This is a genomic window from Sphingobium sp. TomMM15 (assembly GCF_055397045.1).
Genome location: NZ_AP027315.1, coordinates 45,598 through 61,736, shown reverse-complemented (window position 1 = coordinate 61,736; position 16,139 = coordinate 45,598). Strand labels below are relative to the sequence as shown.

The window sequence follows — 16,139 nt, the reverse complement described above, 5'->3', positions numbered from 1 at the left end:
TGTTCCTCACCCTGGCATGAACTCGCCACCATTGATGTCGAGGCTTGCGCCTGTGACTACCGAACAATAATCCGACAGCAGCATGATGATCGGCCGTGCGCACTCGCGATCGGTCGGCATTCGGCGCAGCGCGATGTTCGCTTCCTGTGCTGCCTTCAGTTCCGCCACCGACTGGCCGCTTTCCTTCGCCATATGGTCGAACGCCTGCTCGACCGAATGACCCCACATCCACCCCATGAAGGTCGAATTGACCCGGATGTTCCACTGCCCGACTTCGGTCGCCATCTGCATCGTCGCCATCGCCATTGCGGCTTTGGACGTGGCATAGGCGGCCTGCTGCACCCACGGCTTGCGCGTCACCTGTGTGTTTACATTGACTATCGATCCGCCCCCTGTCTCGCGCATCTCCCGTATGACTGACTGGCAAAGGTCCAGTGTTCCGAACAGGTTGACGTCGAAGGTGCGCCGCCACTCGTCGAAATCAGCATCCACGACATCGGTGAAGGCGCCGGGAATATAGGCGCTGTTGATCAGGCCATCGATACGTCCGAAACGCTCTTTGGTAGCGGCGACCAGCCGTGCGACATCCTCGCGCCGGGAAATGTCGGTTGGAACTTTAAGTACCTCGACATCATGCCCCGCTTCTCGGATCAGCGCTTCGGCTGCGTCCAGCTTTGCAGAAGTGCGCGCGGCCATCACGACATGGCCGCCTTCGGCCGCCACCAGAGAGGATAGTTCCTGTCCCAGCCCCGGACCAATGCCCGAAACGATCACCACCTTGTCCTTAAGAATCATGTTCATCTCCATATGTCTTGAAACAATGTCAGTCCGCCGCGCGGCGCGCGCGACTCTCGACCAACAGGAAAATACAGGCGGCCAGGCCGAAGCCGGCGATTTGCAGCACGATCGGCGTCCAGTAACTGCCGGTGGCGTCGAACAGCGCACTCGCCAGCGGTGAACTGCCGAAGGTGAACGGGACGGTGAACAGTGTCACAAGGCCCATTGCGCGGGCAAAATTACGGATGCCGAAGAGCCGGGTCAGCAGCACGCCCTGCGCTGCCGCAATCCCGCCACCGCACGCACCCACTATAATCGCATCCAGCACCAGCAGCGAATAGCCGACCGGCTGGAGGAAGATGAACCAGACCATGCCCTGGACAAGGCAGTTGAGCGCCAGGGCCTGCCCCGGCCCGAACCTGTCGGCAAGCCAACCGAACACAATCGCGCCCAATATGCCTGTACCGCCGGAAATGGCGAGCAGGAAGGATGCTTCGCCCAGCGGCCAACCCTGTGCCATGACGAGTGGCACCAGATGAGCGGCTTTCAGGATGCCACCCCCCACGGCGATGCCGATGGCGGCGGTCACGAACCAGGTCGCCGGTCGGGACAGCATATCCCGCGCGGATAGCAACGACGGCACTTCGATCGGGCTGTTGGCTTCGTCATTACCGAGCGGAACCTGGCCAACCTGTTCGGGCCGATCAATCACCAGTGACATGAACGGCAGGACGATCAGATGGGCAAGGCCAAGCCCGATGAGTACGGCATCAAGCCCAAACCGCTGGAGTGCCCACGAACTGATCATCGGCACGATCATCACGAACACCGGCATGGTGACGAAGCCCAGTGCACGGCCCTGTCCACGAATGAACCAGTTGCTTACCAGGATGTTGGACGGCATCACGCCCAGCAACAAGACGCCGGGCGACACGAGCAGAGCGAATAACGCAAGGAACATGCCGATGCCCGTAGAGAAGGGCAGCAGCACATAGCCGCTAGCGGCAAGCAATGCGCCGATCGTCATCATGCGGCGGATCGACATACGCACAAGGAGCATGCCGATCATCGGCGCACCGAGCGATAGGACGAGGATGGTCAGTGAAATGGCCAGCGTCGAGAGCGTTCGCGTTGTCGCGAAACGCTGCTCGATGGCAAGAACAAGCGTACCGAAAGACCCGAAGGTGAGTCCGACCGCCACATTCTGCGTCAACGCGGCGATCCACACCATGCGCCACCCCAGAAAGCGGGATGGCCTGCCCCCTGTCGGCAAGAAGGCTGCTTCACTATCAAATCGCTGCGGTTGCATCGCCTGACCCGTGCTCGCGGTCATTGTGAGCCAGCTTGCCGCTCGGCATGGAAAGCCTCAGCACGGGCCTTGAGCGCGCGGGCGGTATCGTCGAAGGCCCGTTTCACCCACGGACCGCAAAAGCGCATCACATGAACGCCGTTTTCACCCAGAAACGCGTCGGTCGACCAATAACGGCAATTTCCTCCCTCAACGGGCTCGATCATCTGGTCGCGGCGTGCGGCATAGGGCCATGCCTCGTGCCAGGGCGCCTCCCACGCCAGTCGCCGCTCTGGCTCAAACGCGCAGACATATTCGCAATTCACCAGCAGCGCGCCGGGATTGGGATAGTTGACAAGGCTCATATGGACCGGCGCGCCGATTTCGAGCGTGGATGCCGCCTTCACGCAAAAGGGGTTCCATTCCCCATAACGGTCCAGATCGACCAGAATCTCCCACACTATTCCGGCAGGTGCCTCGATCGTGAACTTGTCGGAACTCACGACATTGGCCGGATCAAAGCCGGTTTTCTGATCGAAGGCGGTGTCGAGCATGGTTGGTCCTTTGTTCAGTTGGCGTCTGGGGCGGTCGGAAAGGCGGACAGCAGCGCTGCGTCGACAAGCTGCGCCTGCCCGTTGATTGCCGCCGATGCCGGTCCCATCAGGAACAGTGCGACTTCGGCCACCATCTGCGGCGTCAGCTCGCCACGATAGGTCGGCGGCGTGATGTTTTCCGGCGGCAGAAGCTCATCCTGCGGAGGTGCGCCTACCATTGGCGTCTGCACCGGGCCGGGACAAATCGCATTGACCCGCAGGCCGCGCGCGGCAAATTCGCGTGCTGCGGCGCGGACTAGGCCAACGACGCCATGCTTGGCGGCAGTATACCCCACGGCATCGGAAAAGCCGAGCAACGCGGCTGCAGAGGCCGTTACAACCGCCGCGCCACCGGGGCGCAGTCGCCGCTGCGCCTGTCGCAGACCCAGGAAAGGCCCGCGCAGATTGATTGCAATCATCCGGTCGAACTGGTCGACCGTGATCGTGTCGAAGGGACCATAGTCCTGCAACGCCCCAGCGTTGAGAAAAGCCATGTCCAGCCCATCGAGCGCCGTTTCGGCTTCGTCGAAAAAGCGGACAGTATCGGCTTCGCAGGACACATCGCCCGCGATGGCGATAGCATGGCCGCCGCGCTTCGTGATCAAATCAACAATGCGCTGCCCTTCGCCTGGCCGGATATCAACGATCGCAACGCGGCAACCTTCCTCGGCAAGACGCATTGCCGCAGCGGCGCCGATTCCCGAACCGCCGCCCGTGATCAACGCGGACCTGTTTTTGAACATCATGAAACCGCCCGATCCTCATCCTATGCTGGTCGTATCGCCAGTTCTGTTCCGGCAACATGCTCCGTTGGAAAAGCCGGTGCCTCATCCAAACAGAGGAGGCGCTGTAAATCACGGTCTAGTCAATTTGGGGGTGGAGCGACGCCGTCTTTTGGATCAGCCAATGGAGATCGGATGCGCCGCACGACATCCGCTCAAGGAGAAGATGTTTGGAACAGCTACGCTATGACGGCCAGGTCGCCATCGTCACCGGTGCGGGGCGTGGTTTGGGCAGAAGCTATGCCCGGATACTGGCTGCACGTGGCGCAAAGGTCATCGTCAACGATCTGGGCGGATCGACTACAGGTGGTGGAAAATCGTCGGACCTGGCCGAGGCCGTGGTCGGCGACATCATGGCGCTGGGCGGGGAAGCAATCGCCGATGCTGGCGACGTGACGGACCCCTCGACCGCGCAACGCCTTGTCGCGCTTGCACTCGATCGTTGGGGCCGTGTCGATATCGTCATCAACAACGCCGGCAGCATTGCGCCGGACGTGACACAATCCTTCGCTGAGATGGAGTTGGCGCAGTTCGACCATCAGATGCAGATCCACGCCTATGCCCCCTTCCATCTCGTACACGCCGCATGGCCAGCGATGCTGCGTCAACAGTACGGGCGCATCGTCTGCACATTGTCGGATTCGATGTTCGGGATGGGTGGAGGCGCCGGAATCGGCTACCCGGTGGCAAAGATGGCGATAATGGGGTTCGTGCGGGCGTTAGCGATGGAGGGCGCCCCGCACGGGATTACGTGCAATGCGATCTCGCCAGCCGCCTTTACCCGGCTGGTCGCCATGCATCTTCCCGACAGCGACATTCGCGACTGGATGGAAAAGGCCGCCACACCCGAACGCGTGGCGTCAGTGGTCGCCTGGCTGGTCCATCGCGATGCAACATGCACCGGCCAGTCGATCGCTGCATCCTCTGGCCGTTTCGCCAAAATCGTGACCGGCTTTTCAAAAGGTTATGCCGGTGGCGACCTGACCATCGAAGAGGTGCGCGACCATTTCGATGAAGCCATCGCGACGGACCATATCGATCTCATCGAAAATACCGGCGATGCGATCGCGCTATACCTTAGTGCGCTCAAGGAACGACGGCTGTCCGAGTTGAACAGTCCGCCCGAATGGGTCGCCTGAACGCCCATGCCACAGAATCACCACGACCAGATCGAAAGCGTACCGACTCATGGCTAAGCAGGAAATGGAAACCGGCCACCGCAGATTAAGCTTTGCGATAATTGGCGCGGGCATGGCCGGACTGCTAGCCGGGATTCGGCTAGACCAGAAGGGTGATGCAGATTTCACTATCTACGAAAAAGGCGACACCGTCGGTGGCACATGGCGGGAAAACCGTTATCCGGGCCTGACCTGCGACGTTCCCGCCCATGCCTATACCTATAGTTTCGCGCCCAACCCGGAATGGACGCAGTTTTTCTCCCCCGGTCCGGAGATTCAGCATTATTTCGAACGGATCGCGGACGATTATCGGCTCCGTGACCGCATCCGCTTCAATTCGGAAGTGACGGACTGCCGCTACGTTGATGGCCGCTGGCATATCGAGACATCCGATGGCTGCAAAGACATCGTCGATGTCATCATCGCCGCGACCGGCGTGTTGCATCACCCCAATATCCCGGCCATTCCCGGCCTGGAGGACTTCGGGGGTGATAGCTTTCACAGCGCACGCTGGGACGACAGCGTAGCGCTCGACGGCCGACGCATCGGCGTGATTGGCAATGGTTCGACCGGCGTCCAGATCGTCTCGGCCCTGTCGACCCGCGCCAGCACGCTTGTCCATTTCCAGCGGTCGCCACAATGGATCATGCCGGTCCAGAACTTCATCTATTCGGAAACCGACCGCCACGCCTTTCGTTCGGATGTGTCCAGGATCGACGCGATCCGCTTCGGCGAGGAATATTGGGCCGGCATCCGGCGGTTTAACAAGGCGATCATTGAGGTGGATTCGCCCGAAATGGCGGAAATAGAAGGCGTGGTCCTCCGTAATCTGGAGGACAATATTCAGGACCCGGTACTGCGCGAAAAACTCCGGCCTGATTATCGCGCTGCCTGCAAGCGGCTGATCTATTCGCCCGACTATTATGAGGCGGTGCAACGTCCCGGTGTGATCGTTGAGACGGGGGCAATCGAACGGGTCGAGGTCACAGGCGTCCGCATGAAAGATGGCACGCTGCACGAACTGGACGTGTTGGTATTGGCAACAGGCTTCAAGACCGACCGTTTCGTGCGCCCCATTCAGGTAATCGGACGAGGCGGTAATAACCTCGATGATGCCTGGGCGCTGCGCCCGACCGCTTATTATGCAATCACCGTGCCCGATTTCCCCAACCTGTTCCTGCTCAACGGCCCCACCGCACCAGTGGGCAATTTCTCGCTGATCGACATCGCTGAGCGGCAATGGGACTATATCGACCAACTCCTCGATCTTTTGCGCGACGGAACCTGTTCCGCGATCGCTGCAAAGCCCGAAGCCATGGCTGATTATGAGGAGCGCCGTATCGCGGCCGCGAAGCGGACGATTTTCGGCTCGGGGTGCACGAGCTGGTACCTAGACGCGCAGGGCGTGCCCCAGACATGGCCATGGAGCTACGACCATTTCGCCCAATCGATGGCCGCACCACGGATGGAGGATTTCGAACTGGCGTAATCGCGCGCGCAGTCCACCAGTTTGGGCGACTTACCCCAAATGAAGGTGGATGATCGCCAGAGCCACCAGTAATCTCGATGGCGCGGCAAAAGACCGCAAAAAGGAATTAAAATGACCGGCGAGGACTATTTCGAGATACAGAATCTCATTTTCACCTACCCCATGCTGCTCGACGGGGGCGATTTCGACGCGGTCGGGCGCCTTTTTGAACATGCTGTCGTTTACAGCGCGGGGATGCTGATGGCCGACCGCGATCCTGCCGCGATGGCAGCCTCGTTCCGCGACTGGGTCATTACCTATTCGGACGGAACGCCGCGGACGCGCCATTTCATAAGCAATGTCATCATTAGGCCGAAGGACGAGGGCACGGCCGTCGTCTCATCCTATGTGATGGTCTTCCAGCAAACCGACACGCTGCCGCTCCAGCCCGTCATCGGCGGAGATTACCGCGACACCGTGGCAAAGGTCGATGGCCAGTGGCGCTTCATCGAACGCCATATGGGCAATGATCTCATCGGCACGCTGACCGATCATGGACGCGATCTGCGCGCGATAACGCCCACGCGAGCGAACTGAACAGGAGCGGAGCTCATGCGATATAAAGACAAGGTCGTCATCGTAACCGGTGCCGCATCGGGCATCGGCCGTGCCACCGCCCGGCGGATGGCATCAGAAGGCGCGATACTTGTGCTTGGTGATCTCAACGAAGCGGGTGCCAAGGCCGTGGCTGACACGCTCGATACCCTGACCACGCCGGTGGTGATCGGGTTTGATGCTGGCGATCCCGATTCCTGCCGCGTGTTCATCGCTGACGCAGCAAAGGCGGCGGGCCGCATTGACATGCTGTGCAACATCGCGGGCATCATGGACTGGGCGCCGCTCGCCCGTTTCGACGACAGCCGCTGGGAGCGGATGGTACGCGTCAATCTGAGCAGCGTATTTTACCTCTGCCAGGCGGCGATGCCCCACCTGATCACCGCGAAGGGCAATATCGTCAACATCAGTTCGGCGGCGGGCCTCGTCGGCATAGCCTACACCACGGCCTACTGCGCCACCAAGCATGGCGTGATCGGCATCACCAAGTCGTTGGCAGTCGAATTCGCAAGCACTGGCGTTCGCGTCAATGCCATCTGTCCGACCGGCGTGAAAACGGCGATGACCGGGGAACTCGTCTGGCCAGATGATGTCGATGTCAGCCTGCTGACGCGCAATGCATCGAAGATGGGCGACATGATCGACGCCGAAGAAGTCGCCGCTGCCATCGCCTTTCTGGGATCTGACGACGCGCGGAGCGTCAGCGGTATCGCCATGCCCGTCGATGGGGCGCAGACGGCGGGATAATGCACGCGCGTCTTGCCGCAAACAATCAAATGGGAAGAGGGCCAATGTCGGAGCCAAATTCAGAACTCGTCGAGACGATGTTCTCGCGCATGGCGGTATCGCGCGCGATCGAACGGTTAATGCTGCGCCACACGCGCGATCATAAATTCTCCGGCTGGTGGCATCCGGGCGAAGGACAGGAGGCTGCGCCCATCGGCGCGTCCGCCGCTCTCGCAACATCGGATTATCTTTGGTATCAGGGACGCGGCGCTGCCTGGGCGATTGGCAAGGGGATGGCGCCCGGCCCCATCCTTGGCGACCTGCTCGGCAAGATGTCGGGCGCGACACGCGGCAAAGGTGGCGGTGTTCCTCATTGGGCCGACTATTCGATCGGCGTAATGGGCGAAGGCGCGACGCTGGGCAGCGTCTATCCCTTGGCTGGCGGGTCAGCGCTTGCGTCCAAGATCCGAAAGGACGGTCGGGTCTCGCTGGCAAATTTCGGCGACGGCACGTCTGCAAGAGGCACGTTTCACGAAACCATGGTCCACGCGGCAGCCTGGAAACTGCCGCTGATCTATTTCTGCGAGAATAATGGCCTGCTGGTTGGTACGCGTCTGGGATCGGTCAACTCGACGACGGACATCGCCGATTACGCGGCGGGCTATCATATTCCGGGCGTTATCGTCGATGGTCAGGATGCCATCGCCGTCTATGCCGCGACCTGTGAGGCGGTCGATCGTGCGCGCCGGGGGGACGGGCCGACGCTGATCGAAGCCAAGGTCACGCGCCGTCGCGGGCATTATGCGGGCGATCCCCAAAATTATCGCAGCGACAGCGAATTCGACGATTATCGCGATCCGCTGGATGTTCTGGCCGCGCGGCTTTCGGGAAATGCCGCTGCGCGATTGATCGAGGAGGCGGAAGGCATCGTGGATGCAGCCTATCGGGAGGCAAAGGCCGCGCCCGACCCCGACATGTCGGTTATCGAACGGGATCTTTATTATGTCGACTGAAACGATGGGCTATAATGCGGCGATGGGCCTTGCCCTGGTTGAAGAAATGCGCGCCGACGACAGCATATTCGTGCTGGGGCAAGGTGTCGCCACGGGCGGATGGTTCGGAACGGAAAAGGGGCTGATCGACGAGTTCGGCGTCGACCGGGTTTTGGACAGCAATATTTCCGAAGCGTTCGAGGCGGGCCTCGCCACCGGGGCGGCGATTGCGGGGATGAAGCCCGTCATCAATATGGGCTTTGGCGATTTCGCTCTGATCGCTGGCGATGAAATTTATCATAAGCTGGCGAAATGGCGCTATATGCACGGCCTGAATGTGCCGATGACTGCCGTCATCATTTTCCCGATCGGAGCGATGGGCGGCGCTGGACCGGAACACTCAAGCTGCACCGAAGTCTTGGGGATGCATTTCCCGGGATTGAAGGTGGTCGTTCCCTCGACGCCGGAAGATGCAAAGGGGCTTATGAAAGCGGCGCTGCGCGAACCCAACCCCGTATTGTTTCACAGTGTCCAGAGCCTGGGGTGGAGCAAGGGATATGTCCCGCTCGACCCTGAATTCATCGTTCCGATCGGCAAGGCCGCGATCCGCCGCCAAGGCGACAGCATGACGCTGATAACCTATGGGTCGATGGTATCTCGCTCACTTGCTGCGGCCGATCAGCTCGCCGCCGACGGCATCGATGTCGAGGTGATCGATCTTCGCAGCCTTGTGCCACTGGACTGGGACTGCGTGCTCGGATCGGTGCGCAAGACGCATCGTGCAATGGTCGTCCATGAAGCGGCCAAGACCGCTGGCCCTGGCGCGGAAATCGCGGCGCAGATACAGGAAACCGCATTTTTCGATCTGGAAGCACCAATCCTGCGCCTTGGCGCGAAGGATTTTCCGTTGCCCCAGCACAGTGATCTGGAAGCCCTTTCGATCCCGTCCATCGATGCCATCGCACAGATGGCACGGGACCTGATGAGCCTTTGAGGAAATGCCAATGTCCATTCTACACACCCTCAACATTCCGCAAATGGGCTCGGTAGAGAATGCCAAGATCCTTGAATGGCGAATTTCGGAAGGCGACAGTTTCAAAGAAGGCGATATCCTCTACGAGGTGGAGACGGACAAGACCGCAACGGAAGTCGAAGCGGTCGAGGCCGGGATACTCGCCCGACAGATCGGTCGGGCAGACGACGAGATGAAGATTGGCGACAAGGTCGGCCTCTGGGTTCCGCCCGGCACGTCACCGACCGCGATCGCGGAGGCGCTGGCGGCAATTGATGAGGCTGGCCCGGCTACAGTTGCGGAACAGGCCATTGCGCCCTCGACCGCAACGGCCGACCCGACTGACACGAAAAGCATTGCGGGACGGATAAGTCCGCTGGTTCGCAAACTTGCAAAGGATCATGGCGTTGACCTGTCGGCCGTGACCGGAACCGGACCCGGCGGCAAAGTCACGCAGGACGACGTTCTTGCCGCAGGCGGCGGCGATCGGCCGACGCTCGCGCCGCACTCGATGCGGCGCAAGGCCATTGCCCAAACGCTGACGAAAGCGGCGGCTGTGCCTTCGTTGACGGCGGATATGGAAATCGATCTTTCGGCGCTGTTCGCAAGGCGCGCCGCCCTGAAAGAGGCGGGGCAACCCACGCCTTCCATTCTGGGCTATATCGCCCATGTCACTGCGACAACCATCCTCAAACATCCAAAGTTAAATGCGACTTGGGGCGAGCAGGAACTGTCGCTTTGGCCAACGGTCAATCTGGGGATCGCGGTCGATGCGGAAGACGGCCTGATAGTGCCGGTGATCCGTAACGCGGAGCAGCAAGACCCGATGGCGCTCACTCAGGCAATCGCCGCATTGGCGGAGAGCGTCCGTACCGGATCGGTCAGGCAAACGGATCTGGAAGGTGGAACGTTTACGATCTCCAATCCCGGCTCTGTCGGACCTGTCATGCGCGCCGAAGCCTTGCTGAATGTTCCGCAAGTTGCGCTGCTGGGCGTGGGCGGCATCGTTCACTCGCCTCGCGCAGCGATGGTAGACGGTGAATGGACTGTGGCGGTGAAGCCGATGGTCTGTTTTTCACTGACCTTCGACCACCGCGCGATCGACGGAGGCCCCGTCATCGCTTTCCTCAATGCACTGAGAGTTGGGATCGAGGCGCTGTGAGGTCCAACAGGGCAATAGGCAGTCCTTCCGTCCAGCCATGTGCAGGAACACATGTTGATGGAAAATGATCTCGGCGAAGCGCAAATCATCGCTGGCAAGGTGGAAGCTTTCGTCAGGAATGTCGTCATCCCTTTTGAGGCGGATTATCACCAGGGAGGTCATGGGCCATCCGATGCGTTGGTCCAGGAGATGCGGGCCAAGGCCATCGCTTCGGGGCTGCTGACACCGCATGTTCGACCAGATGGGTCTCACTTCACACACCGCGGAACCGCACTGATCCTGCGCGCGTCGGGCCTGTCACCGCTCGGACCCGTCGCTTTGAACACAGCCGCGCCGGATGAGGGCAATATCTACCTTCTGGGCCACGTCGCAACGACAGAGCAGAAAGCGCGTTTCCTTGACCCGCTGATCGCGGGGCACAGCCGCTCCTGCTTCCTGATGACGGAACCGGCGGAAGAGGGCGGCGCCGGGTCCGATCCCTCGATGATGATGACGATGGCGCGGCAGGACGGCGACTACTGGATCGTGAACGGGCGCAAGGCGTTCGCGACGGGCTTCGAAGGCGCGGCGTTCGCGATCCTGATGGCAAAGACGGTGCGCGACGGCAAGGATACCGCGACCATGTTTCTGGTCGATCTTCCGCATCCCGCGATCAGGCAGGATCGGCTGATCGACACCATCGACAGTTCGATGCCGGGTGGCCATGCGGTCGTCACGATCAACGATTTACGCCTGCCGACCAGCGCCATCCTCGGTGCGCCGCACGAAGGGTTCGCCTACGCACAGATACGCCTCAGCCCGGCCCGGCTGACACATTGTATGCGCTGGTTGGGGAGCGCTATGCGTGCCAACGAAATTGCGACAGCCTATGCGCTCAAACGCAAGGCCTTCGGCCAGTTGCTGATCGATCACGAAGGCGTCGGCTTCATGCTGGCGGAAAATTTGATCGACCTCAAGCAGAGTGAATTGATCATCGATTGGTGCGCCGATGCACTCGACCGCGGAGACAAAGCTGTGACTGAAAGCTCTATGACAAAGGTTGCGGTGTCGGAGGCGCTCTACCGCGTGGCTGACCGTTGCGTACAGATATTGGGCGGCACGGGGGTATCGCGCGATACGGTCGTCGAGCAGGTCTTTCGCGAAATCCGGGCTTTCCGCATTTATGACGGTCCGACAGAAGTTCATAAATGGTCGCTGGCCAAAAAAATTAAGCGCACCTTCGCAATTGCGAATATCGAATGAGCACCGATACGCAGTCCAATGTGGGCACGACCCCGGTACGCGCGGGTCAGGGCTTCGATGAGCAGGCGATGGCCCGCTGGATGAAGTCGAATGTCGCGGGTTTCACCGGTCCGTTGAGTGTTGACCAGTTCAAGGGCGGGCAATCCAACCCGACTTACCGGCTTATGACGCCTGGCCGGGCTTATGTTCTGCGCTGTAAGCCTATGGGGCAGTTACTGGCCGGGGCGCATGCGATCGAACGCGAGGCGCAGGTATTGACCGGCCTCGAAAAAGCCGGCTTCCCGGTGGCACATGTCTATGGGCTGTGCACTGACGATAGCGTGATCGGCCGATGGTTCTATGTCATGGAATTGGTGGAAGGGCGCATCTTCTGGGATGCTACGCTGCCAGAGGTTAATGTTGCCGACCGCCCGGCCTATTTCGATGCGATGAACGCTGCTATGGCCCAGCTTCACGGAGTTGATTACCACGCCGTAGGGCTGGGTGAATATGGCCGGCCTGGCAATTACTTCGCACGCCAGATCGACCGCTGGTCACGGCAGTACCTTGGAGATGTCGAGGCCGGACGCGATCCGAACATGGATCGACTGATCGAATGGCTGCCCGCTAATATTCCGCCCGACGACGAGTCATCGATCGTGCATGGCGACTTCCGCGTTGACAATATGATCTTCCACCCAACGGAACCGCGGGTTGTGGCCGTTCTCGACTGGGAATTGTCGACGCTCGGTAATCCGCTCGCGGACTTCGCCTATAACGCGATGATGTACCGTATGCCGCCCCACATCGTGGCAGGGTTGGGCGGCGTCGACCTTGCCGCATTCAATATTCCAACCGAGGACGAATATGTCGCAGCTTATTGTAAGCGGACAGGCAGAGCCTCTATTCCCAATTACCATTTCTATATTGCGTTCAATTTCTTTCGGTTGGCGGCCATCTTTCACGGCATCAAAGGCCGCGTCATCCGCGGCACGGCGTCATCCGTGCAAGCAGCGGAGCGGGCCGAAGCATTTCCGGAGCTTGCACGATTAGCGTGGCAGCAAATACAAGAGTTTCGCTTAGCTACATCTACACCGGACTATGGCGATTGTGGGTCTGCAACCTAAGGCCTGTGGGGATTCATCGCGAGTTGATGACGGCGGCGGGGAGGCAGATCATGGCCTCGAAGCTTTGATCTGTTTTGCAGGCGCGCATGGCGATGCGCTTGAACTCTTTGAGTTTGCAGAAGAAGTCTTCGATCAGATGCCGCCACTTGTACATCTCGCTACCGAGCGGGATGGGCTTGCTTCGACGTGGGTTTGAAAACATCGGCTTTGCGCCAGCCGCGGAATCGTCGGAACACCGTGCTCCAGTTACCGAACACCGCAGGAAAGTCGCGCCATGGATTGCCTGTCCGGACAATCCACAGCACGGCCTCCATAAATAGCCGGTTGTTTCTCCCGCTCCGCCCTCGGTCAGTCGGCTTACCCAGACAATGCGGTTCCATCTTCGCCCATTGGGCGTCGGTCAATATGAAGCGATCCATCCAAAGCGTGAATCACATCTTCGCCAAAATGGGAATCTTAAATCCCCACAGGCCTTATTGCGCCTCGCCTCGCCGCGGAGGGACGCTGCCTTCAGCCTGCGACCCAGATGAGCCCCCTGCCCGCCCGTCAAGCGCTCGGCGCGCCCTTGCTGATAGGGGCGGATGAAAGACCCAAAAACTGGAGCGTCGAACTGGATCAGCGGACGGGTTCAAGGAGGCGTTGCTTCGGCAGTTGATCCACCACAATCCTGAAATCCTCCCAATCACGCAGGATGGCGGCCATCGCTGGAACAAGATATCTGAAATTGATATTCCTATTACTCATGAATCTTTTCTATGATACATATGCATCATGCGCCCGACCGATACCAGCCTTTGGCTTGCCCTCCTGCATCAGCTTCCTGCGAAGCCGCCCTATCTCCGGGTAAAAATCTGGCGGCGTTTGCAGGCGATTGGCGCCGTTCCTCTCAAAAATGCCGTCCACGTCCTGCCGCGCTCGGTCGAGGGTGAGGCGGCGTTCCGGGAGCTTCTGACCGAGATCACAGAAAATGGCGGCGAAGCGACCCTCATCGAGGCCCGTCTGTTGGTTGGCCAGACCGACCTGGATGTCCGCACGCTGTTCGATACCGCGCGAGATGCGGATTATGACGAGATCGCGCAGGCCGCGCGCCGGTTGCTGGACACGGGGCCGGCCAGCGGCGCCGATATTGCGCGCCTGCAAAAGCGGATGGAAGAGGCCAGCCGATTGGACTTCTTTGGCGCTCATGGTCGTCAGGACGCCGAAGCCGCGCTGGCGGAGCTGGACCGCCAACTTTATCAGCATCCCGATGTGAGCCGAGCCGAACCGGCAGACGCGCCACAGCCGATCGACCTTATCGGCCGCACCTGGATCACGCGCAGCGGCATCCATGTCGATCGCATCGCCTGCGCCTGGTTGATCCGGCGCTTTATCGACCCGGATGCCCGGTTCAAGTTCGTCGACAGCCGCCATTATGATCCCGTCGAGGGAGAACTCCGCTTCGACATGGTCGATGCCGAATTCACCCATGAAGGCGGCCGTTGCAGCTTCGAGACGCTGCTCATGCGCGCTGACTTGATAGATGATCATGCGCTCGTGGCGATCGGTGAGATCATCCATGAACTGGACATTGGCGACGGCAAGTTCGCCCGGCCGGAAACGGCGGGCGTCGGCGCCATGCTGTCGGGCGTTTGCGCATCGACTGACGACGATCTCCAGCGCATCGCCACCGCCAGCGAGGCGCTCAACCAGTTCCACGCCTATTTCAGCACCAGAAAGTCCGAGCGATGAGCACCACCATCACCGATCTTCACGAAGGCGCTGATGGTTCGCACGGAGATCATGGAATCGCCTTTGGTGAGGCCGCGCGCGTCTGGGCGCGGATCGCCGCGCTGAGTTTCGGCGGACCGGCAGGTCAGATCGCAGTCATGCACCGCATCCTGGTCGATGAGAAACGCTGGATCGGTGAAGAACGCTTCCTGCACGCGCTCAACTATTGCATGTTGCTGCCCGGCCCCGAGGCGCAGCAACTCGCAGCCTATATTGGCTGGCTGTTGCACAAGACCAAGGGCGGCTTGGTCGCAGGAGCCCTGTTTGTCCTCCCCGGCTTCCTGGCGATCCTGGCGCTGAGCTACATTTATGTGCTGCTCGGTCATGCGCCTCTGATCGAAGGCCTTTTCTTCGGCCTCAAAGCCGCTGTTTTGGCGGTCGTCGTTCAGGCAGTTGTTCGCGTCGGCTCCCGCGCGCTCAAGAACAACGTGATGCGGGGCATGGCGGTCGCAGCTTTCGCAGCGATCTTCTTCCTGGGCGCGCCCTTCCCCGTCATCATATTGGCGGCCGCACTTGGCGGCTATATCGGCGGCCGGGCGGGTCTTCCCGCGTTCAGGGGCGGCGGCAGCCACGGATCGGGCGGCGGCAACATTGTCCATGATCGCGACACCGCACTTGGCGAAGGCCTGCCGGATCACGCCCGGCCCAACCTTTCCTGGTCGCTCAAGATTTCGACAACCTTGCTGTTCCTCTGGCTTGCACCCGTGGTCCTGCTGTTCGTTTTCGCGGGACCCAATGATGTCTTCACCAAAATCGCGGCCTTCTTCAGCCAGATGGCGGTTGTGACCTTCGGCGGAGCCTACGCGGTGTTGGCCTATGTGGCGCAAGAGGCGGTGGGCACCTTCGGCTGGTTGCGCCCCGGCGAGATGCTGGATGGTCTGGGGCTGGCGGAAACGACGCCCGGTCCGCTCATCATGGTGACGCAGTTCGTCGGCTTCCTCGCGGCATTTCGCGAAGCGACCGGGTTGAACCCGCTCGTGGCGGCAACGCTGGGGGCAATCCTCACCACCTGGGTTACGTTCGTGCCTTGCTTCCTTTGGATTTTCGCGGGTGCGCCCTTTGTCGAAGGGCTGAGAGGGAACCGGGCACTTTCGGCGTCTCTTGGCGCAATCACTGCCGCCGTGGTCGGGGTTATCCTGAACCTAGCGCTGTGGTTTGCGATCCATACCCTGTTCCGCGAAGTACGGCCGGTCCATTTCCTGGGCAGCAGTTTCGATATGCCCGTTCTGGCGTCGCTGAACCTTCCGGCGCTTGTTTTGGCAGTGGGCGCAGCGATCGCCGTCTTCCGCTTCAAAGTCGGCATGATCCCGGTCCTGTTTACGTGCGCCGGGTTGGGGGCGGCTTATGTCCTCCTCGTCTGAGCGGAAGACAATGGTCGAATTAAATTTGTGCATCGCAAAATATTGCTTGCGACTCCAATGAATCGATGAC

Annotated in this window: 15 protein-coding genes and 1 pseudogene; 11 read left to right on the top strand and 5 right to left on the bottom strand. The window is 60.4% G+C overall.

What is annotated here, in order from left to right:
• Positions 1-6: 6 nt before the first annotated feature.
• From ACZ51H_RS13170 to ACZ51H_RS13155, 4 genes are read right to left on the bottom strand one after another with little or no spacing between them, the layout of a single operon-like run.
• Positions 7-795 carry an SDR family NAD(P)-dependent oxidoreductase gene (locus ACZ51H_RS13170; RefSeq protein WP_464773017.1) on the bottom strand — a complete coding sequence of 263 codons (789 nt, stop codon included), beginning with the start codon at positions 793-795 and terminating at the stop codon, positions 7-9.
• A gap of 28 nt (positions 796-823) precedes the next feature.
• Entirely contained in the window at positions 824-2,110 is a 1,287-nt protein-coding gene (locus ACZ51H_RS13165; protein WP_464803240.1) for an MFS transporter, read from the bottom strand.
• Positions 2,107-2,619 (bottom strand): SRPBCC domain-containing protein, encoded by a 513-nt coding sequence (locus tag ACZ51H_RS13160; RefSeq protein WP_460989091.1) that lies wholly within the window; start codon positions 2,617-2,619, stop codon positions 2,107-2,109. The genes ACZ51H_RS13165 and ACZ51H_RS13160 overlap by 4 nt, the downstream gene beginning before the upstream one ends.
• A 14-nt stretch (positions 2,620-2,633) precedes the next feature.
• The gene (locus ACZ51H_RS13155) at positions 2,634-3,404 is read right to left on the bottom strand and encodes an SDR family NAD(P)-dependent oxidoreductase (RefSeq protein ID WP_460989090.1); all 771 of its coding nucleotides are present in this window, start codon (positions 3,402-3,404) and stop codon (positions 2,634-2,636) included.
• Positions 3,405-3,610: 206 nt separating this feature from the next.
• Between ACZ51H_RS13155 and ACZ51H_RS13150 the strand changes: the two genes are divergently transcribed.
• The 9 genes from ACZ51H_RS13150 (at position 3,611) to ACZ51H_RS13110 (ending at position 12,941) form a co-directional block, all read left to right on the top strand.
• Positions 3,611-4,579, top strand: a complete 969-nt coding sequence (locus ACZ51H_RS13150; protein ID WP_460989089.1) for an SDR family oxidoreductase — start codon at positions 3,611-3,613, stop codon at positions 4,577-4,579.
• Between the two features lie 49 nt (positions 4,580-4,628).
• Positions 4,629-6,107 carry a flavin-containing monooxygenase gene (locus tag ACZ51H_RS13145; RefSeq protein WP_460989088.1) on the top strand — a complete coding sequence of 493 codons (1,479 nt, stop codon included), beginning with the start codon at positions 4,629-4,631 and terminating at the stop codon, positions 6,105-6,107.
• A gap of 111 nt (positions 6,108-6,218) precedes the next feature.
• Positions 6,219-6,683: a nuclear transport factor 2 family protein gene (locus tag ACZ51H_RS13140; RefSeq protein ID WP_449469292.1), complete on the top strand. Its 465-nt coding sequence runs from the start codon at positions 6,219-6,221 to the stop codon at positions 6,681-6,683.
• 15 nt (positions 6,684-6,698) lie between these two features.
• Positions 6,699-7,448 (top strand): SDR family NAD(P)-dependent oxidoreductase, encoded by a 750-nt coding sequence (locus ACZ51H_RS13135; protein ID WP_464803239.1) that lies wholly within the window; start codon positions 6,699-6,701, stop codon positions 7,446-7,448.
• A gap of 44 nt (positions 7,449-7,492) precedes the next feature.
• Positions 7,493-8,440 carry a thiamine pyrophosphate-dependent dehydrogenase E1 component subunit alpha gene (locus ACZ51H_RS13130; protein ID WP_464803238.1) on the top strand — a complete coding sequence of 316 codons (948 nt, stop codon included), beginning with the start codon at positions 7,493-7,495 and terminating at the stop codon, positions 8,438-8,440.
• Positions 8,430-9,413 (top strand): alpha-ketoacid dehydrogenase subunit beta, encoded by a 984-nt coding sequence (locus ACZ51H_RS13125; protein ID WP_464803237.1) that lies wholly within the window; start codon positions 8,430-8,432, stop codon positions 9,411-9,413. Before ACZ51H_RS13130 ends, ACZ51H_RS13125 begins: the two co-directional genes overlap by 11 nt.
• Before the next feature lie 10 nt (positions 9,414-9,423).
• A complete protein-coding gene (locus ACZ51H_RS13120) occupies positions 9,424-10,593 on the top strand; it encodes a dihydrolipoamide acetyltransferase family protein (RefSeq protein WP_464803236.1) in 1,170 nt (389 codons plus the stop codon).
• A gap of 57 nt (positions 10,594-10,650) precedes the next feature.
• Positions 10,651-11,835 carry an acyl-CoA dehydrogenase family protein gene (locus ACZ51H_RS13115; RefSeq protein ID WP_464803235.1) on the top strand — a complete coding sequence of 395 codons (1,185 nt, stop codon included), beginning with the start codon at positions 10,651-10,653 and terminating at the stop codon, positions 11,833-11,835.
• A complete protein-coding gene (locus tag ACZ51H_RS13110) occupies positions 11,832-12,941 on the top strand; it encodes a phosphotransferase (protein ID WP_464803234.1) in 1,110 nt (369 codons plus the stop codon). Before ACZ51H_RS13115 ends, ACZ51H_RS13110 begins: the two co-directional genes overlap by 4 nt.
• Positions 12,942-12,954: 13 nt before the next feature.
• Here the strand turns inward: ACZ51H_RS13110 and ACZ51H_RS13105 are convergent.
• Positions 12,955-13,360 (bottom strand): annotated as a pseudogene (locus ACZ51H_RS13105) (transposase).
• Between the two features lie 352 nt (positions 13,361-13,712).
• Between ACZ51H_RS13105 and ACZ51H_RS13100 the strand changes: the two are divergent.
• Positions 13,713-14,669, top strand: coding sequence for a chromate resistance protein ChrB domain-containing protein (locus ACZ51H_RS13100; RefSeq protein WP_464803233.1), 957 nt, complete (start codon positions 13,713-13,715; stop codon positions 14,667-14,669).
• A complete protein-coding gene (gene chrA, locus ACZ51H_RS13095; RefSeq protein ID WP_464803232.1) occupies positions 14,666-16,069 on the top strand; it encodes a chromate efflux transporter in 1,404 nt (467 codons plus the stop codon). Before ACZ51H_RS13100 ends, chrA begins: the two co-directional genes overlap by 4 nt.
• Positions 16,070-16,139 lie beyond the last annotated feature (70 nt).